This window comes from Haliscomenobacter sp., assembly GCF_040403615.1.
Classification (GTDB): Bacteria; Bacteroidota; Bacteroidia; order Chitinophagales; family Saprospiraceae; genus Haliscomenobacter.
In genome coordinates, this window is the sequence record NZ_JBBAKG010000073.1 from 1 (window position 1) to 24,056 (window position 24,056).

General features: G+C 46.4%; 20 protein-coding genes. 8 read left to right on the forward strand and 12 right to left on the reverse strand.

Going from position 1 to position 24,056, the window contains the following annotated elements; translation table 11 throughout:
* Nucleotides 1-11: 11 nt before the first annotated feature.
* The 4 genes from ABW391_RS20230 to ABW391_RS20245 all read right to left on the reverse strand — a co-directional run bounded on the left by ABW391_RS20230 (nucleotide 12) and on the right by ABW391_RS20245 (nucleotide 3,308).
* Entirely contained in the window at nucleotides 12-563 is a 552-nt protein-coding gene (locus tag ABW391_RS20230; protein ID WP_353483728.1) for a cob(I)yrinic acid a,c-diamide adenosyltransferase, read from the reverse strand.
* A 3-nt stretch (nucleotides 564-566) separates the two neighbouring features.
* Nucleotides 567-1,835, reverse strand: a complete 1,269-nt coding sequence (locus ABW391_RS20235) for a proline dehydrogenase family protein (RefSeq protein ID WP_353483729.1) — start codon at nucleotides 1,833-1,835, stop codon at nucleotides 567-569.
* The gene (locus ABW391_RS20240) at nucleotides 1,790-2,587 is read right to left on the reverse strand and encodes a shikimate dehydrogenase family protein (protein ID WP_353483730.1); all 798 of its coding nucleotides are present in this window, start codon (nucleotides 2,585-2,587) and stop codon (nucleotides 1,790-1,792) included. Before ABW391_RS20240 ends, ABW391_RS20235 begins: the two co-directional genes overlap by 46 nt.
* Nucleotides 2,588-2,747: 160 nt before the next feature.
* Entirely contained in the window at nucleotides 2,748-3,308 is a 561-nt protein-coding gene (locus ABW391_RS20245) for a DUF1016 N-terminal domain-containing protein (protein WP_353483731.1), read from the reverse strand.
* A gap of 363 nt (nucleotides 3,309-3,671) precedes the next feature.
* Here ABW391_RS20245 and ABW391_RS20250 point away from each other — a divergent pair, with 363 nt between their 5' ends.
* A complete protein-coding gene (locus ABW391_RS20250) occupies nucleotides 3,672-6,128 on the forward strand; it encodes a DUF5686 and carboxypeptidase regulatory-like domain-containing protein (protein WP_353483732.1) in 2,457 nt (818 codons plus the stop codon).
* An 80-nt stretch (nucleotides 6,129-6,208) separates the two neighbouring features.
* Nucleotides 6,209-6,790, forward strand: coding sequence for a Uma2 family endonuclease (locus tag ABW391_RS20255; protein ID WP_353483733.1), 582 nt, complete (start codon nucleotides 6,209-6,211; stop codon nucleotides 6,788-6,790).
* 15 nt (nucleotides 6,791-6,805) lie between these two features.
* Here the strand turns inward: ABW391_RS20255 and ggt are convergent, their stop codons facing one another.
* From ggt to ABW391_RS20270, 3 genes are all read right to left on the reverse strand, one after another.
* Nucleotides 6,806-8,521, reverse strand: coding sequence for a gamma-glutamyltransferase (gene ggt / locus ABW391_RS20260; protein WP_353483734.1), 1,716 nt, complete (start codon nucleotides 8,519-8,521; stop codon nucleotides 6,806-6,808).
* A gap of 226 nt (nucleotides 8,522-8,747) precedes the next feature.
* The gene (locus tag ABW391_RS20265; RefSeq protein ID WP_353483735.1) at nucleotides 8,748-9,800 is read right to left on the reverse strand and encodes an isoaspartyl peptidase/L-asparaginase family protein; all 1,053 of its coding nucleotides are present in this window, start codon (nucleotides 9,798-9,800) and stop codon (nucleotides 8,748-8,750) included.
* A 26-nt stretch (nucleotides 9,801-9,826) separates the two neighbouring features.
* Nucleotides 9,827-11,260, reverse strand: a complete 1,434-nt coding sequence (locus ABW391_RS20270) for an alpha-L-fucosidase (protein WP_353483736.1) — start codon at nucleotides 11,258-11,260, stop codon at nucleotides 9,827-9,829.
* Between the two features lie 43 nt (nucleotides 11,261-11,303).
* Between ABW391_RS20270 and ABW391_RS20275 the strand changes: the two genes are divergently transcribed.
* Complete coding sequence (locus ABW391_RS20275) at nucleotides 11,304-11,501, forward strand: hypothetical protein (protein WP_353483737.1); 198 nt, start codon at nucleotides 11,304-11,306, stop codon at nucleotides 11,499-11,501.
* Here ABW391_RS20275 and ABW391_RS20280 read toward each other — a convergent pair.
* Both ABW391_RS20280 and ABW391_RS20285 read right to left on the reverse strand, forming a co-directional pair.
* Nucleotides 11,486-12,052, reverse strand: a complete 567-nt coding sequence (locus ABW391_RS20280; protein WP_353483738.1) for an HD domain-containing protein — start codon at nucleotides 12,050-12,052, stop codon at nucleotides 11,486-11,488. The genes ABW391_RS20275 and ABW391_RS20280 overlap by 16 nt on opposite strands.
* 6 nt (nucleotides 12,053-12,058) lie before the next feature.
* Complete coding sequence (locus ABW391_RS20285; protein ID WP_353483739.1) at nucleotides 12,059-15,274, reverse strand: serine hydrolase domain-containing protein; 3,216 nt, start codon at nucleotides 15,272-15,274, stop codon at nucleotides 12,059-12,061.
* Nucleotides 15,275-15,384: 110 nt separating this feature from the next.
* Here ABW391_RS20285 and ABW391_RS20290 point away from each other — a divergent pair, with 110 nt between their 5' ends.
* Together ABW391_RS20290 and ABW391_RS20295 are read left to right on the forward strand one after the other, a co-directional pair.
* A complete protein-coding gene (locus ABW391_RS20290; protein ID WP_353483740.1) occupies nucleotides 15,385-15,852 on the forward strand; it encodes a hypothetical protein in 468 nt (155 codons plus the stop codon).
* Complete coding sequence (locus tag ABW391_RS20295) at nucleotides 15,849-16,379, forward strand: hypothetical protein (protein ID WP_353483741.1); 531 nt, start codon at nucleotides 15,849-15,851, stop codon at nucleotides 16,377-16,379. The genes ABW391_RS20290 and ABW391_RS20295 overlap by 4 nt, the downstream gene beginning before the upstream one ends.
* Nucleotides 16,380-16,443: 64 nt before the next feature.
* On the opposite strand, the gene ABW391_RS20300 is transcribed toward ABW391_RS20295, so the two are convergent.
* From ABW391_RS20300 to ABW391_RS20310, 3 genes are all read right to left on the reverse strand, one after another.
* Nucleotides 16,444-18,876, reverse strand: coding sequence for a glycoside hydrolase family 127 protein (locus ABW391_RS20300; protein ID WP_353483742.1), 2,433 nt, complete (start codon nucleotides 18,874-18,876; stop codon nucleotides 16,444-16,446).
* Between the two features lie 133 nt (nucleotides 18,877-19,009).
* Nucleotides 19,010-19,501: a cohesin domain-containing protein gene (locus tag ABW391_RS20305; RefSeq protein ID WP_353483743.1), complete on the reverse strand. Its 492-nt coding sequence runs from the start codon at nucleotides 19,499-19,501 to the stop codon at nucleotides 19,010-19,012.
* Nucleotides 19,502-19,563: 62 nt separating this feature from the next.
* Nucleotides 19,564-20,055 carry a phosphoribosyltransferase family protein gene (locus ABW391_RS20310; RefSeq protein ID WP_353483744.1) on the reverse strand — a complete coding sequence of 164 codons (492 nt, stop codon included), beginning with the start codon at nucleotides 20,053-20,055 and terminating at the stop codon, nucleotides 19,564-19,566.
* A 116-nt stretch (nucleotides 20,056-20,171) separates the two neighbouring features.
* Here ABW391_RS20310 and ABW391_RS20315 point away from each other — a divergent pair, with 116 nt between their 5' ends.
* The 3 genes from ABW391_RS20315 to ABW391_RS20325 all read left to right on the forward strand — a co-directional run bounded on the left by ABW391_RS20315 (nucleotide 20,172) and on the right by ABW391_RS20325 (nucleotide 23,830).
* Entirely contained in the window at nucleotides 20,172-21,500 is a 1,329-nt protein-coding gene (locus ABW391_RS20315; RefSeq protein WP_353483745.1) for a 4Fe-4S dicluster domain-containing protein, read from the forward strand.
* Between the two features lie 205 nt (nucleotides 21,501-21,705).
* Nucleotides 21,706-22,491, forward strand: coding sequence for a (Fe-S)-binding protein (locus tag ABW391_RS20320; RefSeq protein WP_353483746.1), 786 nt, complete (start codon nucleotides 21,706-21,708; stop codon nucleotides 22,489-22,491).
* Nucleotides 22,492-22,696: 205 nt separating this feature from the next.
* Complete coding sequence (locus tag ABW391_RS20325; protein ID WP_353483747.1) at nucleotides 22,697-23,830, forward strand: trans-sulfuration enzyme family protein; 1,134 nt, start codon at nucleotides 22,697-22,699, stop codon at nucleotides 23,828-23,830.
* Nucleotides 23,831-24,056 lie beyond the last annotated feature (226 nt).

Consider the following 24,056-nt stretch of genomic DNA (forward strand, 5'->3'; position numbering starts at 1 on the left):
GCCCCTAATCATTACTTCCGCGCATGCCAACTTACTTCAGGTACATTCAAGTCCTGTGCAATTTTCCTCGAAAGCACAAAAAGGTAATCCGAAAGGCGATTCAGATAGATCATGATGATCTCTTCAACGGGTTCATTGACTGCCAAGGCAACTACCTGACGTTCAGCTCGACGGCAGATAGTGCGGGCAATGTGACAGTAAGATACCGTAGGATGCCCACCAGGCAAAATGAAATTCTTGAGCGTAGGTAAGGATTCATCCATGCTGTCCATGTATTTTTCCAGGGCAACTACGTCAGATTCCAATAAGTCGGGTGTTGCCATGTCCTTTTCAGGGTCACTGGCCAAATTGGCACCGATGGTAAAGAGGCGGTCTTGTACCTCTTTCAGGAAATCCCGAACCTCGGCATTTTGCAAACTATCGCGTACCAATCCAATAAATGCATTCACTTCATCAACCGTGCCATACGCTTCAATGCGCTGGTCGTACTTGGGCAAACGCTTGCCACCGAAAAGGCCGGTTTCGCCTTTGTCTCCGGTTTTGGTATAAATCTTAAATGCCATAAATTAGATTTTAATGCCTCTGCGTTTAAGTTCATCTGCTACCAGGCGGTATTCCCGACTCATGTCGCCTGTGATGGAGCTGTTTTCCTGGGCACGGCGAATGAGGTAAGGTACTACTTCCCGTACCGATCCGTAAACCACGTATTTGGCAGCATTGAAACCAGACGCAGCGAGGTTGTAGGTAAGGTTGTCGCTCATGCCGTACAATTGGCAAAACAGTAAGTTGGGGTGATCACGAGGGATCTTGCGTTCCACCATTTGAGTTGCCAGGAACCGGGCACTATCCGCATTGTGAGAAGCGTTGCAAGAGGCAATTTTGTCGTAATGATCCAGACAAAATTTTAAGGCTGAATTGTAGGCCTCATCCGTAGCTTCCTTGCTGGGTTGGATAGGGGAGGAGTAGCCCATTTCTTCGGCACGATCCCTTTCTTTTTCCATGTAAGCGCCGCGTACGAGCTTTACACCCAATACGTAACCTTCTTTTTGCGAGCGTTCGTACAATTCATGCAAATACTGCAATCTGTCGTGTCGATACATTTGGCAGGTAGTGTACACGACCACCCTTTCGGTATTGTAACGCTTCATCATCATTTCCGCCAGGTGATCGATGGTATCTTGCACCCATGTTTCTTCGGCATCGATGAATACCGACATGCCTTTCGTTGCAGCTGCAGTACAAATGGCGTCCAGACGGCGAAGAATGCTGCGGTACTCTGATTTCGTTTCTTCGGTAAAAGCTACTCCGGCTTGCACACTTTCCAGTAGCTCGAAACGACCCAGCCCACTGATTTTGGTGCTCACTAGTGGAACAAAATCAAGCGGACCAGCAAATTCAATGCTGCGCAAGTTTTCGTTCATGGTGTGGTTGAGCTCGGTTTCCTCTTCTTTGGCTTCTGCACCGTAGTCCAGAATCGATTTGATATTGGAGTTTTTCAGGCGGTCGATCGTTTTTTGAGATTCCAGCAGGGTGGTGCCGCCGCAGAATTGCTCAAAAATGGTGTTTTTGATGGCCCCTTGTACAAATGGGAGGTGCAACTTGATGGCCGCAAGCCCAATTTTGGAGCCAATTCCAACCAGCCATTGATTGTTCATCATTCCAAATAGCCAGGCTGTTTTTTTTAATTCTTTATCCGAACGATCGGCGAATGCAATTTCAGTATTGGAAAAATCCAATTGGAAGTCATTGGTTAGATTGAGCATATCTTTCATCAAATCAGACATTTCATTTAGCGTTTTGCGGTAAGGTCCGCCGGAGTGTTCCATATTTCCCATGCTTTTTCGGCTTGTCCGTAGAGCATTTCCAATCCATTTTTGACTGGAATCCCTTTGGCAAGGCCTTGTTTCATAAATGCGGTAATCTCAGGGTTGTACACCAGATCGTAAAAAAGGTGACCCGAACCCATCTCGGCATAATTCAATGCTGGACAGGCCTCCAAATTTGGTGACATACCCAACGGCGTAGTATTGATGATGAGCGGAAACGCTTCAATCTGCGCATTAATCTCTTCATAACTCAAATGATCGGCTTGAGGTTGTCGAGAAGCAATGGAAAAAGGAATGTTTAGCCGTTGCAGGACAAACTTTACTGCTTTGGCTGCACCACCAGTACCCAAAATCAAAGCATGCTCAGGTTGGGCGTGGTGTTCTTTTAAAAAGGACTGTAATGAAGTTTCAAATCCGTAAACATCGGAGTTGTACCCCTTGAGTTGCTTGCCTTCTACCTTGATAACGTTTACAGCCCCCACTGCCGCTGCCCCCTCATCCAAAGAACTTAAAAAAGGGATGACTTGCTGCTTGTAAGGTATGGTCACGTTTAGTCCTTGCAGATTGGAAAAACTGTCCAATAACTCCGGCAACAAATCGATGGATTCAATCGGGAAAAGCTCGTATTGACATCCAGTAATTTGTTCCCGAGCAAATTTTTCAGTGAAATATTTGCGTGAAAAAGAATGGCTAAGCGGATAACCGATTAAGCCGTACAGCTTGCTGATACTGAGTAAGGTAGGATCAAAAAAATCGTGCATATTTGTTTGGAATACGCTTCAAAGGTAGTGTAATTTTTTTAATGTGCAAACGCAACTTCTAAAGTTAAAAAAAACAGTACCTGATGCATTCATTCGCATAAATGCTTGCTGAAATCCCTAAAAGCATGTTTGGCTCATCATTAGAAATCCTGTTGCCAACTCATATTTCCATAAACGCCCGTACATTTTTATCCTGGAATGAATTTTCGGTTTGTTTAGCCATCAGCCCGTTGCTTGCTTCTTGCAGTACCGCCAGTTTGTCATTGCTCTGGGATAAGCGCTCAAAAAGTTTGTTGTTGATTTGTCGTTTTAATTCTTCGACACTCCAGCCCTCCATTTCGGCTTGTAAAGTATAGAAACCAATTTCCAGAGAGGAATTTGATTTTAAAATCTCCAAATAATGGCTCCAGGTCAATTTGAAGGACAAGGCACCATTCATTTGAAAAGAAAAGTAGAGCATGCGCATAGCGCTAATGTTGTCGCCGTCAAAAACTTTCCCAAAAGCATGGCTCAATTCGCTGGCCAGGGCTGAGTAGAGGGCTGTTCCAACTTCAGCTTTTTCCCCTTCTTTTTGTTCGCATTCCACGATGTGTTTGCCAATTTCCCAGTAGGTTTTCAAAATTGTGGCATTCAGTTCCTGGGCGGCTTTTTGCTTTCCAGTGGTAAGGGCATTACCGATTTGATCGAGAAATGTGGTCAATTGACTTGTTTGGAGTTCCATGGGTAAATATTTAGTGTGCTATTAGGGATAAATCGTTCTTTCAGAACATTGAGTATAAGAAATAATTTGCATGCAATGTAATGATGATTTCGAGAAGATTTAAAAAAATTAAATAAAAAGTTACTGTTTTTTGAAAGATTCTAAACAAGAATGATTAAACTAAAAATAAGCCAGAAGGGGGGCTGATTAAAAACGGGTGAACAAAAGAATGTCAGCTTATCTTTTTTACACAATAGACTTTTGATGACGAAAGTCGATTAGAATGTTAAGTCGATCTTAAAGTGTTTGCCGACAACCATCTTTTTTCCGTTTTTGAGGTTCTTTTTAGATAAATAAGGTTCTAGCATTTAACGCCCGACACACATGCGAAAATTTACCCTCTTATTCCTGTTTTTACTTGGATTCAGCCAAATTCAAGCTCAATTGTCTGGTACTTTGACCGACACCAAAGGTGAGCCATTGGCCTTCGCCAGTATTTACCTCAAGGGAAGTACCACCGGCACCACCACCAACGCAAAAGGTTCCTACAGCCTGAGTCTCAGCCCCGGTACTTACGATGTGGTGTACCAATACATTGGTTACGAGCAAAAAACGCTGCACTTAACCATGACCCGTGAACCGCAAAAACTGGATGTCGCCCTGAAAGAAGCCTCCGTTCAGTTGAGTGAATTTGTAGTACGTTCCAACGCCGAAGACCCTGCTTACCCAATCATCCGTGCCGCCATCAAAAAACGTGAATATTACCGCAATCAGGTGGAAGAATACCGCTGCGATGCCTACGTCAAAGGCAATATTGGTTTTGACAAAACCCCCAAAAAAATCATGGGTCAGGAAATTGGCACCATGGGTGGCATCCTCGACAGCACCGGAAAAGGAATTATTTACTTGTCTGAATCGCGGTCTAATCTGTTTTTCCGTCGCCCAGATCAATACCGCGAGGAGATGATCTACTCCAAAGTATCCGGCAACGATCAGGGTTTTGGCTTCAATCGGGCTCAAGACATGGATTTTAGTCCCTATGAAAGCTACTCAGAACTGGGTCGCCGAATCGTGTCGCCCATCGCCGATAATGCCCTGTTTTACTACAAGTACAAACTCATTGGCAGCATCACCGATGACCAGGGCCGCGTGCTCAAAAAGATCCAGTTGATCCCCAAGCGCAGCGAAGATCCCGTTTATCGGGGCTATATCTACATTGTGGATCAGGATTGGGCAGTACAAGCCACCGATTTTTTGCTTCTGCAATCGGCGATCAAACAGCCGGGACTAGACAGTTTGTTCATCAAGCAAGTGTTCCTTTCCATCGCCAATACCGAAGATGTGTGGCGTACTTTCTCCGTCAACATCAAGTTTAAAGCGGGCGCACTGGGCTTCAAAATGGTGGGTACGTTTACTTCCATCCTGAGCAATTACGACATCAAGCCTGCTTTTGCCGAAAAGTTTTTTACCAAAGAAGTGTTCATTGTCAAGGATGGCGCCAACGAGAAAAGCCAGGCTTTTTGGGACACCTTGCGCCCCATTCCTTTGACTGCGGAGGAAACAAAAGACTACACCAAAAAAGACAGTTTGCAAGTTTTGTGGAAATCCAAGCCCTGGAAAGATTCGATTGATCGTAAAAACAACAAATTTACCGTCATGAAATTACTCTCGGGTTACACCTATAGTCGATCGTATTACCGAGAGTATTTCAATGTGCCTTCGCCGATCAGCACCTTGCAATTCAATACCATGCAAGGATACAATGCTTCGCTAAAAATGGGGTACACCAAAGATTTCGACGATTACAACGCCAAATGGTACCGCTTGAATGGGGCAATTAATTATGGATTTTCAGAAAAGGTGATTCGGGCATATGGCAGTTATTCCCAACAATTTGAAGGCATTCACCGCACCCAACTCAGTATTGGTGGTGGGCGGCAAGCGGTGCAATTCAATGGCAATGATCCCATTTCGCCAACCATCAACTCTATATATACCTTGATGAGTCGGCGCAACTACATGAAATTGTACGACAAAGTTTCGGTTCGGGTAGGTTTTAACCGAGAATTGGTCAACGGCATCCGACTGAATTCAAGTCTGGAATGGGCCAATCGCCGCAAGATGGTCAACACCACCGATCAAAGCTGGTCCAAAAAAGATGATCCCAATCGCAGGCCTTTTACCGAAAACGTCCCAAGCAAAGCTGCACAAAATTTTGGCCATAGCCGTGCGCTGACCCTGAATGTAGGCTTCAGTTTCCGCCCTGGTCAAAAGTATTACACTTATCCTGGACGAAAATACATTGCAGAAATCAATGGCCCCGAGTATTTTCTGAATTACCGGGGCGGTTTTGGCGATGCCAACTACCACCTGCTCAGTGTGGCCATCGAAGAAGACAATTTGCCATTGGGAGCATGGGGTTACTCCGCATTCCGGGTACAAGGCGGAAGTTTTATTGGCCGCAAAGCATTGGAATTAATAGATTATGCGCATTTCAACGGCAATCAAACCATTCTCGGCGATCAAAACCGCTACATGAACAGTTTCTTGCTGTTGCCATATTACGATTTTAGCACTGACCGCTCTTTTTTCCAGGCGCATTGGCAACACCATTTTGAAGGCGCCGTGTTGGACTGGATTCCGCTGGTGAAAAAATTGGGCTGGAAGCTCGTCTTCAGCGGCCATTTTCTGCAAGTGGAGCAAAAGAAAAACTACTTTGAATTGGCCGCCGGAATCGAAAACGTAGGCTTTGGCATTTTTCGACTCTTCCGCTTTGATGTAGCTGCTTCGCATACTGCGGGCAAATGGAATGTCGGGCCGGTTTTTGGGATCAGTCTATAGTTTTTGTTTTTTATTTGTTTTTTAAATTTTATTTGTATAACTTGTTCTGGATTTAATCCGGATGAATTAAACTTAAGTATATGACTGTTTCAGCAGCTTCAAAATTATTCACCATCGAAGAATACCTCGAATTGGAGGAGCGCAGTCTCACCAAGCATGAGTATGACAAAGGCAAAATTATTGAGATGGCCGGAGGAACAACAACCCATAATCAGCTGACTATGACAGTAGGTGCTGAAATTTTAATTTCAATTAGACAACAAGAAAACGTTTTCCATTTGTACAGCAGCGACATGAAAATCTGGATTGAAAGCCGGGATCGGTTTGTTTATCCAGACGCGGTTACCGTTGCACAAAAGCCTGAACTTTACAACAATCGCCGCGACATCATTACCAATCCATTGTTGATCGTTGAAGTAACTTCAAGTAGCTCAGAAACTTTTGATTTTCACGGCAAATTTCACCTTTATCGCACTGTACCAAGTTTTATGGAATACCTGTTGGTTAGCCAGGAAATGCACCATGTCATCCGCCAATACCGCGAAGCGCCCGACCTTTGGCGCACCACCGATTATTTTGGTTTGGACGAGATGATTCCCTTGCAATCGATGGGGGTAGAAATTTCGATGCAAGGAATCTATCGCGGGGTAGAATTGGGGTAACCAGCATGCTTAATTTTAATACCCCTTTGCATCGTCATCAGGATTCCGTGGGTCTGCCGCACCGTGCAATTGACCATTTGGCAAACGCATGATGGCCTTGACAACCGCCATGTAATTGACTTCGCGAAACTTGTGGCCAAGTCCTTCCAACTCTTTGCGCAATTCGGTCGTCAACGCCCCTTTTTCTACCCATATTTCATCAGGTAACCATTGATTGTGGAACCGACCAGCTTTGATGGCTTCATCGAGTGGCATGCCAAATTCAATCACGTTCATCATGGTTTGAAACACCGCCGTGATGATGGTTGATCCACCGGGAGCACCGATCACCAAAAACAATTGTCCATCTTTTTCCACGATGGTTGGCGACATGGCGCTCAACATGCGCTTGTTGGGTTGAATGGAATTGGCCTCGCTGCCTACCAGCCCAAACTGATTGGGCACGCCCGCTTTGGCGCTAAAATCGTCCATTTCGTTGTTGAGCAAAAAGCCGGCACCGTGCACCATTACTTTGTTGCCAAAATTGGAATTCAGGGTAGTGGTTACGGCTACTGCGTTGCCTTCGGCGTCGACCACGGAAGTATGCTCGGTTTCAAAACTTTCCTTGGCAATGCTGCGGAAGTCTCCAGCCAGAATGTCTTTGCTTGGCGTAGCGAGGGTTGGATTGAAATTAGCCATGCGTTGGCGCAAATATTTTGCATTGAGCAGGGAATCTTGAGGCACTTTGGCAAAGTCGGGATCGCCCATGTATAGAGCCCGATCGGCGTACACCCTGCGCTCCGCTTCGGCCATGAGGTGTACTGCATTGAGGGATTGAAATCCCCATTCGGCCAGAGGATAGCGTTCCATTATTTTCATCAACTGCAAAATGATAATGCCTCCGCTAGATGGTGGGGGCATGGATACGATGCGGTAATTTTTGTAATTGGCCTCAACTGGTTTGCGCCAAATGGCGGTGTAATTCTTCAAATCCTCGTGTGAAATTAGACCGTTGCCTTTGGCCATTTCTGCAACAATAAAGTCAGCCGTTTTGCCTTTGTAAAAACCCGCATTGCCTTTTTTTTGGATGCGCTTCAGGGTAGCGGCAAGGTTGGTTTGTACCAATAAATCGCCCAATTTCCAGGGTTCTGCTTTAACCAGTGCATTGTCCTGGTCGTTGTATTTTTTAAAGGCTGCCTGATTGTTGTTGAGGCGATCAACTTCTCCTTGGGTGATTTGATAGCCGTTTTGAGCCAAATCGATTGCTGGCTGAATCAGGGTTTTAAAAGACAATTTTCCGTGTTTCTTATGCGCTGCAAGCATGCCAGCCACCGTTCCTGGTACACCAGAGGCCAGGTGGCCTTCAATACTCAATCGCGGAACAACATTCCCTTGGGCATCGAGGTACATGTCGCGACTTGCTGCTGTGGGGGCTTTCTCCCGATAATCGAGTGCATCGAAACTACCGTCTTTTTTGCGCAGCACCATTAATCCACCACCGCCGATGTTTCCTGCACGGGGATAAACCACGGCCATTGCAAATTGGATGGCGATGGCTGCATCAATGGCGTTGCCGCCTTTCTTGAGAATGTTCAAGCCAACTTGAGTGGAGAGTGGATGAGGCGAAACCACCATCGCCCGGTCGGAAATAGTGCTTTTGCTAATAGAGTAAATTCCGCCTTGTTGGGCCACGAGGGGTTGGGCAAAAAGAAAAGTCAAAAAAAATGAATAAATATTGCGCTTGGATTCCATTTTGGCACGATTATGTATTTCAATTAGACAAGATCAGTTAGCAGCATCAAAAGTGATTCTCTACCGTTCAAATTCAAAGATATAAAAGGGCAACGAAACGTAACTGACGTAATTGACAAACGTTGTTTTCAAGAATGTTAACTGTTAACTGATTAATGGGTTTTAGTTACTGGCTTTATGTGAAGGCGCCTCCCCAATGCTAGGAGTGGGGGAGGCGCGCTTTTTTTTAAGCTTTATAATGGCTCTCGGCCATCAATACTTTTCCACCATCTTCGGCCATGGTCACCGAATAGCTGAACCCAGGCTGGATGGAAAATGCTCCGTATTCTCCCTCTTTATTGATGGCAATAAAACCAACCTGGAAGCCTTTGGCCTTCTCTGGATTGATTTTGACGATCCGTTCAACCGCAATTTGACAAGCCTCCTTGGGGGTTTTGCCCATCCGCATCATTTCTACGACGAGGTGAGTACCGGCTACCCGAATCACTTCTTCTCCCTGTCCAGATGAAGTTGCAGCACCTATCTCATTGTCTACAAACAAACCCGCACCAATAATGGGCGAATCGCCCACCCGACCGTGCAATTTGAAGGCCATGCCACTGGTGGTACATGCTCCTGAAAAGTTTCCTGTGGCATCCAGGGCAATCGTCCCCATGGTATCGTGATTGGGAGTGCCATCGTCAAAGTAACTTGGCGCAAAAGGGCCATGACCTTTGTCTTTTTTGCCTTTGCTCTGTTGCTGCTCAATGTTGATTACGGGCTTATATTCCGATTTTTTCAGCCAATCTTTGTAAGTTTTTTCCGCATCAGACGAGAGTTTGCCCGATTCTTTTGGAAATCCATTGGCTAACGCAAATTGCAACGCGCCTTCTCCAACCAACATCACGTGCGGAGTGGTTTCCATCAACTTGCGGGCTACTGAAATGGGGTGCTTGATGTAGGATAAACCAGCCACCGAACCACAATTGGATTTTTCGTCCATGATGCAAGCATCCAGGGTTACGATGCCATCACGGTCAGGGTTGCCACCCAGACCTACGCAGCAATTGATGTCGTCTTCGATGAATCTGGCTCCGGCTTCTACGGCATCCAAGGCGCGACCATTTTTTTCGCGCAAAATCTTCCAGGCTACAGCATTTACGGGCAAACCACTGTCCCAAGTAGAGACCACGATCGGTTTGGTGGCCAATAATGGTTTGCTTTTGGCGATGACTCGATTGAGCGAAAGCATAGGTAGGCTGAGTGCCGACCAGCGCAAGAATTTTCTTCTGGTTTGCATTGGTAGTAAGTTGTGCTAAATTATGGTTAAACGCTTATTTTAAATACCCAGGCGAAAGAACCGGCAACAACTTTTGCTGTTTTCTCAGGGATGACAATGCTGACTGTTCCATTGGTCATGCTCCATTTGAGTGGGTCTTTAATGCCCAGGAGGCTGATTTTGCTGTTTTTATCCAAAACCAGGTTCTTGATCTCGATTTTTGAAGGCAAACTCTCGCCCTCTTCTGCGCGGTATATTGCGTAAATCGCATCAGGTTTATGGGTGAAAACCATTTTGCCTTGTGGCCCAATCTTATTGTCACCTGTAGTCCCATAGATCGCTTCGCCGTTGACATTCATCCAATTGCCAATCTCTTGCAGCCGCAAATAGGCTTCGGGATGGAAATCTCCTTGTGGACTGGGGGCTACATTGAGCAATAGGTTGCCATTTTTAGATACCACTTCTGTCAGAATATGGATCAATTTTCGCGCAGGCTTGAAATTTTCCTTGGGAATATAGCTCCAGGAGTCACCCATGGTCAGGCAAGTCTCCCAGGGAATGGGTAGATAATTACCTGGAATTTGCTGCTCAGGCGTAACATAGTTTTCATAAGGCCCTGTTACCGTGCGGTCTACCACCAGTAGTCCAGGCTGAAAAGTACGCGCCATGGCGGCAATTTTGGGCATATCAATGTCTTGATCGAAGGGAATGGTTTTTTGCCAGGAAACCGTAGTATCAATGGTGCTAAAGGGACGCACCCAGCCCCCATCCAGCCACAAAATGTCCATTTTACCATAGTCGCGCATCAATTCCTGAATCTGATTATAGGTAAAAGACTTGAATTTTTCCCATTTCTCAGGGTATTTTTTAGGTGGATAGCTCGAATTGCGATCCTTGGGAGGGAAATAAGGCCACCAATAATCTGCTGAATGCCAATCGGGTTTGGAGAAATAGGCGCCAATCATAAAGTTTTCAGCCCTGAAAGCTTTAAATACCTCTTGGGCAATGTTGGCCTTGGGATTTTTTCCAAAAGGACTCTGCATTACACTATAATCGGTTTGCTTGGTATCAAACATACAAAAACCATCGTGGTGCTTGGTCGTAAACACCAGGTATTTCATTCCGGCAGCCTTGGCCGCTTTGGCCCATTTATCGGGATTGAAATCAACAGGGTTGAAGGTGGTTTGCAAGTTTTCGTAAGCTTTTTTGTAGGTGTACCAATCCGCAGCATACGGCCCGCGGCGTTCGCACCAACCCTCATCTTCGGGGCAGAGGCTCCAGCTCTCTACTACGCCCCACTGGCTATAGGTTCCCCAATGCATCAATAACCCAAACTTTACGTTTTGCCATTGCTGCAATTTTTGCTGCACCTGTGGATCGCTGGGTGGAATGTACTTGGAATGGTTTTGCTCGGCATGCTGCTGTGCACGCATGGGCAAAATGAAGATTAAGCCAAGGCAAAAAACAAGTAATTTTTTCATACCATCATTTCAATTGAATCCTGGGTTAAAATAAGCACAAAAAATGCGCTTTTTTTACCTTGTCCAAAAAAAATGCACCACGGATAAGCGGATTGCCTATCTGCAGTGCATGATGGATATAGCGGGAAAGGAAATTTTGGATGCAGTTGGGATCTTGCTGCTTTCTCCTTCAAGTGTCTCGCCCTTAAAAAAGCGTTCCAGGAAAATGAAAAAAAAACTAAAAAATCATAAAAAAGCTTGATAAGCTTCGATCTTTTCAGCCAAACGCTGAGCCATTAATGCATCAGCACTGGCTAAATGATCGTAAATGATTTGGGCTTCGGCTCGGTAAGCGGCAATTTTGGTTTTGTTCCAATAATAAGGCGGATGATAAAGATTGGTAGTGCGGTCGGCCATTTTGACCATCCAGATTTCTTTGGGTTGCTGCTGGATGCGCTGCAAACTGTCCAGCATTTGCTGGTTTTTATCAGACAGGGTTTTGTTTTTGGTCAAAGCCAGCACACCCTCGGCAACGGGGAGACCAAAAGTTGTCGACAATTCTTCAAAATCAGTGGCGGTATCTTCCAGCGTGTCGTGCAGCAAAGCGCATTGCAGCAACAAATCGGCATGGTAGGTTTCAGTAGAATTGGCCAGCACCCACATGGCTTCCATGGCCACGCTACTCAGGTGATTGATGTAGTCAATTTGCTGCTCGGGAAGCCGTCCGCCGTAACTTTGACCACTGTGCTTGAGGGTTGCGAAATGCCAGGTTTGGGCAAAAAGATCGCGGTTCCAGGTGTTTGGTTTTGACATGGGATATTATGGTTTGATGCTTTGGTAGATGATGTCGCCAATTCCCGTGCGGATATTCAGCGTACCGATTTTGCCGTTTTCGCGGGTGGGGTACACTCGATTGGACATAAACACATACACCGTTTGAGATTTGGGATCAATCCAGGTGAAAGTACCTGTAAAACCAGAGTGACCATAACTTTCCGGTGAACCCAATTGTGGCCCATTGGCGATTTTTTTGTTGAAATCAAGTTTGTCAAAAGCGATGCCCCGGCGGTTGTTGAGTTCAGGAAATTGATAGCGGGTGCAGGTATCTACTACCTCTGGTTTGATGAATTGCTGGCCGCCGTAGTAGCCTTTTTGCAAGTACAATTGCATGAGCTTCGTCAAATCATTGGCATTGCCAAACAAGCCAGCGTGACCGGATACGCCATTCAATTGCGCAGCGGCCTCGTCGTGTACTTGCCCGTGCACAAGGGTGTGGCGGAAAAGGGAATCAATTTCGGTTGGCGCAATTCGGCTTTTGTCATAAAACCGCAGTGGATTGTACGTCAAGGTATTGGCGCCAATGGCGCGGTAGGTCTGTTTTAAGTAGGTTTCCCATTCCATGCCAGCAAGGCGTCCCATCATGGTTGGGTAGAGCATGTAATGCAAATCGCTGTAAACGTAACCCTGTTCAGGCTTGAGCGGCGAATTTTTGATGGCCTCAAAAATGGTCTGTTGGTAATCTTTGCGCAGCCACAGTTGATCAGTCATTTGGATGGGGAAATCCGCAGATTGGGTGCTGGAATAAACCCCCGGTTTCCAGGTTTTGGAGCTGGCATTGAAGCAATCTTTCCACAAGTTTTTGTCGGTACGGATGGCGGCGGAAATTTTACGATCCAGTTTCTTTTTGCCTCCAAATAGGCGTTGAAAGAAATTCAAGCGCAGTTGGGCCGCGTATTTCTGCTGGTAAGCAAGGCTATTCTTTACGGTTTGCACAGAGTCGATGTCAGCTGTCCAAAATGGAATAAAAGGCCGCAAACCAGCGCGGTGCGTCAGCAAGTCGCGAAAACGTAGGTTGCCTTTGTTGGATTGGGCAAATTCAGGATAGTAATCGGCAAAGGTTTTGTTGAGGTCGAATTTATTAGCGCTCATCAGTTGCATTACGGCTAGTGCCGAGGTACTGATTTTGGTAACGGAAGCCAGGTCGTACAAGTCATCCACTTGCACCCGGCCTTGGCTACTGCTGACAGGGGCAATGGTCAACTGACCGCTCGCGGTGTTCAAAATGGGCTTTTCATCCATCACATCGTTCTTGTTGCCCACCTGAAAATTGGTTTGAACAATGGTACCTGGGGTGTTTGCAGCTGCCTTGAAGGTATGATATCCATAGTTTTTTTGATAGATCACCCGTCCAGCGCGGGCAATTTCGACTACTGCTCCGGGATAAGCTTTTTCGCGCAATCCTAAATTGATCAGGGAATCGACCCGTGGAATCAAATCCCCACTTTTAATGCCGACCATTTCAGGAATGCCATAGGCCAGCCGACCAATTGCGGCACTATTGGTGCCCATACCAACGGGATACTTTGCATTGACCGTAACCGGAAGTTTGCCTTGCATTGGGATGGCACCAAAAATTGCCTGTGCAGCAGCCTCTTCCAGGTAATTAGTAAACTGGTAAGCCATCACTACCGCCATGGCTTGATCCAGCGCCGGAATTTTATCCAGGGTATAAGGATTGCCAAAAATAGTGACAATGCTTTTGCCTCCAGCCGTCAGCAAGCTCAATGCCTTTTGGTTGCTATCGGTCAATCCGTATTTGGCGGCAGGACGGATGTTTTGCAAGTGTACCCCGATCACAATTAGATCGTATTTTTGGGTAGCCAATCTTACTTTTTGAATGCTGGAATCAGGTGCATTGACCGGGATCACAAAATGGTCTACCGCAGTATAGTTGCTGGTCATTTTCTGAAAAGCCGTTTGTTGGCTGGCATCGATGGACACCACCGCAATTTTTTGGGTCAAATCGCGAATGGGTACTGCATTGTTTTGATTTTTGATCAAAGTCAAAGCGCTTTCCGCCATTTGACGATTCAATAAATCTGATTCAATGGTATTCAAATCCTGGATCAGGTTTTTGAGCTCAATGGGGCGGTATTTGTCCAGTCCAACCCAGGATTTGGCCATCAAAATCCGGCGTACGCGCTGATTGAGGTCTGCCTCTTTCAACAGGCCATCGGCCACTGCTTTTTTAATGGCTTTGAACGCTGCGGGTACATCTTCAAAGGTCTCAATCAATTCATTGCCTGCCAAAACCGCTTTTACCAAGGCTTCGCCATTCGGGTAGTACTTGACGGCGCCTTCCATGTCCATGGCATCGGTGAACACCAGCCCCTGAAAACCAAGGTCTTTGCGCAATAAGTCGGTAACGATCTTGGGCGATAGGGTAGAAGCCAGGTTTTTGCTGCTATCCAGCGCGGGAATGCTCAAGTGGGCGGTCATTACCCCTGAAAGTCCATTTTTGATCAACTCCTGATAAGGGTACAATTCCAAATCCATCAATTGCTGTTTCGTTTTGGCAATCAGTGGCAAATCAAAGTGAGAGTCAACTCCGGTATCGCCATGCCCGGGAAAATGCTTGGCCGAAGCGAGGATATGCTGGCTTTGCATGCCGCGCATGTAGGCCAGCGCCTTGCGGGTGACATTGTATTTGTCTTCGCCAAACGAGCGAAAATTGATGACGGGATTGTTGGGGTTGTTGTTGATATCTACCACCGGTGCATAGTTGACATGTACGCCCATGCGTTTGCATTGGCGCCCAATTTCACGGCCCATGGCTTCGATCAGGCCTTCATTTCCGGCAATTGCGCCTAGAGTCATTTGATAGGGATAACGCACCGTACTATCCAGGCGCATAGCCAGTCCCCATTCCAGGTCTTCGCCAATCAACATGGGGATTTTGGAAATCGCTTGCAATTGATTGGTGATGCGCGCTTGTACACTGGGCTGTCCAGCAAAAAAAACGACGCCACCGAGGTGGTAGTCGCGCACCCATTGCAGCAGTTTTGCTGGTTCATAGCCCTTGCCACTGTAGTTGCCCCGAGGCATCAACATCTGACCAATTTTTTGGTCGAGGGACATGGTTTGCAGGGTACTGTCTACCCAACGGGCGTTGTGGTTGCTCAGGAAGTCTGGGCCTTTTTGGGCAAAAATGCAGGATGCCAGAAAAAGGCAGGCAATGGTCAGGGTAATGCGCATGGTGTTCTCTGAAATGTGATTTTGGTCAAAGCTATGGAATTTCCTACTATTTTTATAATTGCTTAATAAACACAAAATAATTGCTTATATTTGTCAATAATATTTTTTCAATGAAACTTTTTGACCCAAAAAGCCATGAAACCTTTGATGCTGAAATTTCTGCATTAGTCCCTAAAGATCTGAAACAGATACGTGACAGTAAGCAATTTGGTTTTGACTGGTACAACGAAAAGAATTTTCAAATTTACAAACTGACTTTGATTGGTGAGGAAGAAATCTTAGGATTGATGTCAATTTTTGAAGTTCCTGAAGAACTAAGGATACATTTGAATTTGATTGAATCTGCTAAACAACATCGCGGAAAAGAAAAAAAGCTTGAAGGCATTCCTGGATGCCTGATTGCCTTTGCTGCAAGACTGGCTTTCAACAAAGGGTATTACGGATTTGTTTCATTGACACCCAAAACGCTATTGATAAACTACTATTCACAACAGTATGGGTTTTTCCAATATGGCCGAAACCTTGCCATTGAAGGAGAAGTTGCCATGTTGTTGATCAAAAAATACCTGCTATCATGAGCTACGATCAAGTTTACCAAGAGTTGAGAGAACAACTCACCGATCAAGAGATTGCCGAATCAACTCTAATTCCGGCGGATCTTACGGAGCAAGAAAAAAAAGAAAATGCTGAGGCATTGCGTAAAATGCGCTTTGAGCGGCTTGCTCAAATGACATCGGAACAAAAAATCTACGCGGATCTTTTGCAACTTCGCTTTAAACTGGAAGACTATGTCAACGGCTTTACTTTTGATCCTCAAAAAAGCTTTGGCTATTATTTGACGGAGTACATACATATTTTTCGCAAAACCAACAAGAATTTTGCGGAAGATATCAATGTACATGAGAGTCGCTTAAGTAGAATGCTCAAGGATAAAGAATCGCCCAATATCGAACTGATGTATCGATTGGAAAGGCATTCTGGTGAATTGATTCCAGCCCTGATCTGGTGGAAACTGAGCTCTAAAAAACAAGAATTTGACTTAGTAACCAACTTCGAACTACGGAATACCGAAAATTTGAAAGTTAAAAATGCCTTTTCTTATTAGCAATCAGCCGTCAGCCGTCAGCTTACGGCAATTTGCTGATAGCTGATAGCTGACCGCTGACACCTCATTCCACTTCCCACTCATGCACCCCAGCTGATACCCCATTTTGCAGCACCAACTCAATTCGTATAGCGGTTGTATTCACTCCTTCAAACGAAACCTCATTCCAGGCATCTTTTTGGATGGCGTATTTTTGGGCATTTTTGACGGGCTTCCATACCCCATTGTCCAGGTAAGTAATGCGCCAGGATTGGGGAATGCGGCAACCACCTCCAGTCACTTCATCGTCAAACCAATACACCTTTACTTTGCTCACTTTTTCGGCTTGAGGAAAAGTGTATTGCAGCCATTCTTCGGTACCAAAATGCGGCCACCAATGCACAAAAGTACTTTCGCCGTCGCCAGAAGTTTTGGGTGCCGATTGATCGCTGGCAGCTGTCAATGCGCCTTTCAACTCTGGCGATGCGCTGAGCGTACTGCGATTGGCCAGGGTGGGCTGAGCAATCGCTTTGGTTACTTTGAGATCATATGGCAACCAAACCAGCATATTGTCGCGACCACGGTTGGCCCAGGCGTAGTATGGAATGGCCACGAGGTCGAGGGGCTTTAATTCCGCACTTCTTTCCGCCGTTTTTTTGGTAACCAGGCTGCCATTGAAGTTGATGGTTTGTTGGCCACCCAAGAGGTTGGGATCGAATTTTAGGCTGAACGGCGTTTCTTCCGACATGACCATGTTCAATACGCGGTCGTCGGGTTGGTCTTTGCCTTCGATGCAATACACCAGTGGGCCACTTTTCAGGGCATATCGCAGTTCATCCGCTTTGACGCGAGGATCGGCGGCTATTCTTTGAACCTCCATGGGCAATTCAAATTCAAGCACATCTCCTTTTTGCCATTTGCGTTCCAGCGTAGCGTATCCTGCACTGATTTTTGCCGTAAAAATTTTCCCATTCACTTTAAATACGATCGGTTTTACTTTGGGATCAACAAAACTGTACAAACCCAATGGAATCGCTTCACCATTGGCCCAACCGGGAATCCGCACTTTGATGGCAAAATTATTGGGCGTAGCGGGATTCACTTTTACTTTGATTTTTCCGCTCCAGGGGTAATCGCTTTCCTGTTGGATATCGACCTTGATTTTGCTTTTTCCACTGGTCGTTTCAAAAGTGGTTTTGCTGGCCGCAAACAAATTCAGGTACAACTCATTCCCTTTTTGGGCATAAAACAAGCCCGCCATGGAACTGTAAAAACGCGCCAAATTGGGTGGGCAGCAAGCACAACTGAACCATTCGGTACGCGCTACATTTTTGCGGCTTTCCAAAGGATTAGGGTAAAAAAAGTGATCACCAGAAAGTGAAATCCCGGCGTTGAGGGCGTTGTACAGCGTCAATTCCATTACATCCAGGTAGCGGCTGTCGCCAGTAAGCTGGAACATTTTTTGAGTCCAGTTGACAAAGGCGATGGAAGAACAAGTCTCGCAATACGCGCTGTAATTGGGCAAGTCATATGCACCGCCAAAACCTTCGTTGCTCCCGGTAGCACCTACTCCGCCAGTAATGTAAATTTGTTTGCCCACGATGTCATCCCACACTGCTTTCATGGCCGTCTGGTATTCGTCGGTGCCCGTCAAGGCTGTCACATCGGCTACTGCCGCGTAGAGGTAAGCCAAACGCACCGCGTGGCCCTGGGCGTCACGCTGGTCTTTGACTTTCAAGTGGTTTTGACTATATGCCTCACCATATCCGCGTACATCGATGAAAAATTTGGCCAGATTGAGCCAGCGTTTTTCACCAGTGGTTTGGTACAATTTGACCAGTCCCAGTTCGATTTCCTCATGGCCAGGGGCTTTTTGGAGCTTGCCCGGGCCAAAGGTTTGGTCAATCAACGCTGCATTTTTGAGGGCTATGTCAAGGAGGTTGCGTTTTCCGGTTGCATTGAACCAGGCAACTGCTGCCTCATAAAGATGGCCAGCGTTGTACAATTCATGGCTCAGGTCGTCTTCCTTTGCCCAACGTGGCCCAGCCAGCCAGTCCAGGTTGGCACCTTTGGTATCGGTGCTCAGTCGCTCGGGATTGTTGCGGCGTTCTACAATCGTTCGCCAGGTATAAAGGTAGCCATCGGGTTCCTGTGCCGCTTTGATGATGGCAACCAGGCTGTCTACCGAAGCTTCAAGTTTGGGATCGCGTTTGGTTTGTACGGCATAAGCAGCACCTTCAATGATTTTGTAAAGGTCGCTGTCGTCGAAAGGGAAAACACTGCACACCGAACCAGGAGTAGTGGAGGCCGCTGCGACAAAATTTTTAACCCGACCCGTCTCCAGGTTTTTGCGAAAAGTATGGGGGATGGTGACCTTGCGGACTGTCTCCACACGCGGAGCCCAAAATTTGTCCAGAAGCTGAACGCGCTGAAAAGGAATGGCCTGGATGGGATATTGCTGTTGGGCCATCAGCGAAGTGGCGATAATCAGCAAACAGAAAGTACTTAACGTTTTCATATGCTTGGTTGCAGATAGAGGTTTGGAAACTGGTATCGGTAAACCAAGGTAAGGAAAATATCAAAAAAATGTAAAAAGAACAATTAAAAGGTTTCTGCGGAGCCCGATTTGGACTCAGCAGAAACCTGTTAAATTATTTCACTGTTACCGAACCATTGGCTACCAATACTTTGGCCAACTGCTCTTTGTTGTTTACGGCTTCGTAAGGCGTGGGGGTAGGAGAGAAGCTGATGTTGCTGCTCGAACCTGCTTTGCCTTTTACTTTAAAGCAAATCTGATACATCGGCGTGGATGCCGGCAAATCGGCGCCTTTCAAAGAGTTTTCGATCCAAACCACAGTTACAAAACCTTTATTGATGCCAACGACTCCGAAGTTGTCTTTGGTGAGGTAGGGCAATTTGAAGTTTTGCACGCCCGTGTATTCCAAAACTTTGGGATCCCAGCGCAGGGTGTACTGGGTAGACAGCATTTTGCCAAAATTGTCGGCGCTGATGTTGACACAGACGTTGGAACCAGCGCTGGCGGTTTTTTTCTCTGCCTTTAAGGTGATGTAAGTGGACTGTGCTTGTCCAACAAAAGCAACAAACAGCAAAACAAGTGCTAAACAGAAGTTTCTTAAGTACATTGTCATGGAATTTTTGTCAAAAACGAAAATTGATGCTGGTTATTTTGGTTGATCAGCTTGAGTTATTCCAAAAATGCAGCCATTTCTCCTTCCCCAATTTCAACGAGGATGTTCTCCTTTAAGGTAGTTGCCAAAGAGAGCCCTACGTAATCGGCCTGCACCGGGAAAGATTTATGGGTACGATCTACCAGTACGGCGATTTCCAGCTTTTTGGGTAAGGTATCCAAAATTGGTTTGCAGGCATAAAGCAAAGTGCGGCCTGAACTGGCTACATCATCCACAATGATTACCACTTTGTTGCGCAATTCTTCAACGGGCAAATCAATTTCAACCGGTTTCTCTAGCGGGGCAAAGGGATTGAGTCGGATATTGGTCAAACGCACCGGAATCTTGCTGATGCCCTGAATGTGGTCGGCCAACATGCGCGCAAAAGCCATTCCCCGGTTGTTGATGCCTGCCAGGATAAGTGCTTCTTCTTCAATGTTGTGCTCCAGTATCTCGATGGCCAGTCTGCGAACCTTTTGCTCAATCTGTTTGTGATCCAGTATTTTCATGTAGAATCTTGCTATTTTGCATCAAAATTAATTTTTCCTGCCAGTAAATTGGGAAAAAATTAATAGGATTGTAATTTAGCGAAAATTCGCTGAATTCAAAATAACCTGCTCACTTCATGATACAACAAGTCCTATTTGTACTAATTGCTGGAGCATCGCTGGGATATGCCGCCCCTCAGTTCCTCAAGATCCGGCGCAACATCAAGCTGGGCAAGGCAGAAGCCATCGCCGGAGATACTGCTGAGCGCTGGCGCAATGTACTGCTGATCGCTCTGGGGCAAAAGAAAATGTTTGCCAGAATGATTCCTGCGGTTTTGCACCTGTTCATTTATGTCGCTTTTGTGATTACCCAGGTGGAACTGCTGGAAATTTTCGTAGACGGAATCACCGGGCAGCACCGGGTATTCTGGCCCATCCTGGGTGGCTTTTACACTTTTGTGATCAGCTTTATTGAGGTATTGTCCGTATTGGCGCTGGTGGCCACTTTTGCTTTTTTGGCCCGCCGCAATATCCTGCGATTGGCGCGTTTTCAAAAACCGGAACTGAAGGGTTGGCCGTCTAAGGATGCCAATTTGATCTTGCTTTTGGAAATTGTCCTGATTTTCTTCATTTTCCTGATGAACAGTGCCGATATGGCGCGCCACCACAACGAATATGGTTTTGTGGTCAGTCAGTTTCTATCGCCAATCTGGGGTAGTACTGGTGATGGACTGTTGCACTTTTTCGAGCGCGTTGGCTGGTGGGGACATATTATGGTCGTTTTCGCTTACTTGAATTACCTGCCTTTTTCCAAGCATTTGCACATCATCCTGGCATTTCCCAACACGTTTTATGCACGCCTGACGCCTCGCGGCGAGATGGAAAACATGCCCGAAATCATGAACGAGGTGAAAAGCATGCTGGGGATGCCCGTAGAAAATGCTGGAGCTGCCGAAGTGAACATGGAAAACCTGGAGTTTGGTGCCAATGATGTTTTTTCCCTTACTTGGAAAAACGTGTTGGATGCCTACAGTTGCACCGAATGTGGTCGCTGTACCTCCGTTTGTCCGGCCAACCTGACTGGCAAAACCCTCTCTCCACGCAAAATCGTGATGGACATCCGCGACCGCGCTGAGGAAATCGGCAAAAAACTGGATACCAAAGATCTACAATACGCCAAAGACAAAGACCAAGCGCTCAGTGCGGCCAATTTTGACGATGGCAAAAGCTTGTTTGACTACATCAGCCGGGAGGAAATCCATGCCTGCACCACTTGCAATGCCTGCGTAGAAGCTTGTCCCGTCCTGATCAACCCATTGGAACCCATTCTGAAACTGCGGCGCTACGAAATCCTGAGTTTGTCAGAAGGCCCATCCGAATGGTTGCCAATGTTCAACAGCATGGAAAACAACGGCGCAGTATGGGCCATGTCTACCGAAAGAGAAGCGTGGAGAACAGAGTTATGAGTTATGAATGATGAGTTATCAGCTATGAGTTATGAATGATGAGTTATGAGTTATGATGGATATTTGAGCTTCGACCTTTAACTGTAGGAGGATGCTCAAAAAATTCATTTTAATTCAAACTTTCAGGCAAGACTCCCAACAGCTGATAACTGAAAGCTCATAGCTGAAAGCTCATAATTCATAATTCATAATTCATAACTAAAAAATGGGTGTTTTTACCATGGCCGAAATGGCCGCAGAAGGCCGCGAGCCGGAAATTTTATTTTGGGTAGGATGTGCCGGAAGTTTCGATGCCCGGGCGCAAAAAGTAACCAAGGCGTTTTGTCAAATCCTGGATGCTGTGGGCATGTCGTTTGCCATTTTGGGCAATGAAGAAATGTGTACTGGCGATCCGGCTCGTCGTGCAGGCAATGAGTTTGTGTTTCAAATGCTGGCGCTGCAAAACGTACAAACCCTCAATGGGTACAACATCAAGAAGATTGTCACTGCTTGTCCGCACTGTTTCAATACCCTCAAAAACGAATACCCTGCACTTGGGGGCAATTACGAGGTGGTACACCACAGCCAGCTGCTGCAGGAACTGATCAACGCCGGACGGGTGAAAATGCAGGAGGGCGGCACGTTTAAGGGCAAAAAAATCACCTACCACGATTCCTGCTACCTCGGGCGCGTGAATGGCGTATACGAAGCACCGCGCAGTGTGTTGGCAACGCTAGACGCCGATTTGGTGGAAATGAAGCGCTGCAAAACCAACGGCCTGTGTTGCGGTGCAGGTGGCGCCCAAATGTTCAAGGAAGATGAGCCTGGTGACAAGCGCATCAACCTCGAACGTGCTGAAGAAGCCCTGGCTACTGGCGCCAGTATCATCGCCGCCAACTGCCCCTTCTGCTTGACTATGATGACGGACGGCGTCAAAGCCAAAGACAAACAGGAGGATGTGATGGTGTATGATCTTGCGGAGTTGATTGTAGACAATCTGGTAAAACATTAAATTCAATTTCCAATATCCAATAATCAATGTCCAATGTCCAAATTTGGTAGCGCAATTTCTGTGGTTTGATATCAGATTCATGGTAGGTGCGAGCAGACAAATTGCTTTAAGCACGATTCTTCTGGAAAGAAAGAATCTCGCACTATCAAATTTGGACATTGGACATTGATTATTGGATATTGGACATTGAATAAAAAAACTTCTAATGTCAGACCTCCATTTAAGCACACTTGCGGTGCACGCTGGTTACGAACCCGAAAAGCAATTCGGTTCAGTGAGTCAGCCCATCATGTTGACCACCACATTTGAGCGCGAAAATGGCGTGCCACGCGAGCACATTTATACCCGCACTGAAAATCCCAATCGCATTAGTTTGGAGACCAAGCTGGCCATCTTGGAAGGTGGGGCCGAAGCGATAGCCTTTGGGTCTGGGCAGGCTGCGGCATATGCAGTGTTTCAGGCCGTATTGGAACCAGGAGCTCATGTGTTGATTCCTGACGATTGTTACCATGGCATTCGGACCCTGTTTGCGCAGGTGTACCAGGGCTGGCAGATCAATTGCGAAGAAGTAGACATGAGCGAAGTGAGCAAGGTGGTGGATGCCATCCGGCCCGAAACCAAACTCATCTGGATCGAAACGCCAACCAATCCCAAGTTGAAAATTTTTGACATCGCCGGGATCTCCAAAATTGCGGCGCAAAAAGGCATACCTGTTGCTTGCGACAATACCTGGGCAACCCCTTTCTTTCAGCGCCCGTTTGAATTGGGGGTTGAAATCGTGATGCACTCCACCACCAAGTACTTTGGCGGTCATTCCGACATTCTGGGCGGTGCGGTGATTCTGAAAGAAAAAGGCCCACTAGGGGCTAGAATCCGGGCAGTGCAAGGTACAGGCGGTGGCGTTCCCTCGCCGTTTGATTGCTGGCTGCTCAACCGGAGTTTGGCCACTTATCCTTTGCGCATGCCGGTGCATTCCAGCAATGCCTTCACCTTGGCGCAGTTTTTAGACCAGCAAGCGGCTATTGAAAGGGTGTATTATCCGGGTTTGGCTACTCACCCCAACCATGAAATTGCCAAAGCCCAAATGCGTGGCGGCTTCGGGGGCATGCTCTCCATTGAAGTGAAGGGTGGGAAAGAAAAAGCTGTACAACTGGCAGAAAACCTCCAAATCTTTACCCATGCTACCAGTCTGGGCGGCGTAGAAAGTTTGATCGAACACCGTCGTACCGCCGAGGGCCTGAATCCACGCAGCCCCGAAAATTTACTGCGGGTTTCAGTGGGCATTGAGTTCATTGGTGATTTGGTGGCTGATTTTGAACAGGCACTGGCGAGGCTCTAAATTCCAATCACACACATTACACATTTTTTTAACCGCAGAGTAAACGAGTATACGCAGAGGTTCGCGGAGTTTTTTTAGTTCTATGGAGTTTGCCACCTGCGGTGGCTTTGAGATCGTTTTCCAGAAGGATTTTCCCTAACTCTAATTATTCGCAGCACTTGAACATTCGTCTAACCTGAAATAGTTACAGCAATGCGGAAGAGGCCTTATTGAAATCCCGATTTTG

Excerpts from the sequence above, each read along its gene's own strand:
- ABW391_RS20255 (WP_353483733.1), top strand. The coding sequence starts at position 6,209 with ATGACTGTTTCAGCAGCTTCAAAATTATTCACCATCGAAGAATACCTC.
- ABW391_RS20230 (WP_353483728.1), bottom strand. The coding sequence starts at position 563 with ATGGCATTTAAGATTTATACCAAAACCGGAGACAAAGGCGAAACCGGC.
- ABW391_RS20325 (WP_353483747.1), top strand. The coding sequence starts at position 22,697 with ATGTCAGACCTCCATTTAAGCACACTTGCGGTGCACGCTGGTTACGAA.
- ABW391_RS20290 (WP_353483740.1), top strand. The coding sequence starts at position 15,385 with ATGAAACTTTTTGACCCAAAAAGCCATGAAACCTTTGATGCTGAAATT.
- ABW391_RS20240 (WP_353483730.1), bottom strand. The coding sequence starts at position 2,587 with ATGCACGATTTTTTTGATCCTACCTTACTCAGTATCAGCAAGCTGTAC.
- ABW391_RS20305 (WP_353483743.1), bottom strand. The coding sequence starts at position 19,501 with ATGTACTTAAGAAACTTCTGTTTAGCACTTGTTTTGCTGTTTGTTGCT.
- ABW391_RS20275 (WP_353483737.1), top strand. The coding sequence starts at position 11,304 with ATGCGCTTTTTTTACCTTGTCCAAAAAAAATGCACCACGGATAAGCGG.
- ABW391_RS20285 (WP_353483739.1), bottom strand. The coding sequence starts at position 15,274 with ATGCGCATTACCCTGACCATTGCCTGCCTTTTTCTGGCATCCTGCATT.
- ABW391_RS20235 (WP_353483729.1), bottom strand. The coding sequence starts at position 1,835 with ATGGGAAATATGGAACACTCCGGCGGACCTTACCGCAAAACGCTAAAT.
- ABW391_RS20310 (WP_353483744.1), bottom strand. The coding sequence starts at position 20,055 with ATGAAAATACTGGATCACAAACAGATTGAGCAAAAGGTTCGCAGACTG.
- ggt (WP_353483734.1), bottom strand. The coding sequence starts at position 8,521 with ATGGAATCCAAGCGCAATATTTATTCATTTTTTTTGACTTTTCTTTTT.
- ABW391_RS20300 (WP_353483742.1), bottom strand. The coding sequence starts at position 18,876 with ATGAAAACGTTAAGTACTTTCTGTTTGCTGATTATCGCCACTTCGCTG.
- ABW391_RS20265 (WP_353483735.1), bottom strand. The coding sequence starts at position 9,800 with ATGCAAACCAGAAGAAAATTCTTGCGCTGGTCGGCACTCAGCCTACCT.
- ABW391_RS20250 (WP_353483732.1), top strand. The coding sequence starts at position 3,672 with ATGCGAAAATTTACCCTCTTATTCCTGTTTTTACTTGGATTCAGCCAA.
- ABW391_RS20270 (WP_353483736.1), bottom strand. The coding sequence starts at position 11,260 with ATGAAAAAATTACTTGTTTTTTGCCTTGGCTTAATCTTCATTTTGCCC.
- ABW391_RS20320 (WP_353483746.1), top strand. The coding sequence starts at position 21,706 with ATGGGTGTTTTTACCATGGCCGAAATGGCCGCAGAAGGCCGCGAGCCG.
- ABW391_RS20280 (WP_353483738.1), bottom strand. The coding sequence starts at position 12,052 with ATGTCAAAACCAAACACCTGGAACCGCGATCTTTTTGCCCAAACCTGG.
- ABW391_RS20245 (WP_353483731.1), bottom strand. The coding sequence starts at position 3,308 with ATGGAACTCCAAACAAGTCAATTGACCACATTTCTCGATCAAATCGGT.
- ABW391_RS20295 (WP_353483741.1), top strand. The coding sequence starts at position 15,849 with ATGAGCTACGATCAAGTTTACCAAGAGTTGAGAGAACAACTCACCGAT.
- ABW391_RS20315 (WP_353483745.1), top strand. The coding sequence starts at position 20,172 with ATGATACAACAAGTCCTATTTGTACTAATTGCTGGAGCATCGCTGGGA.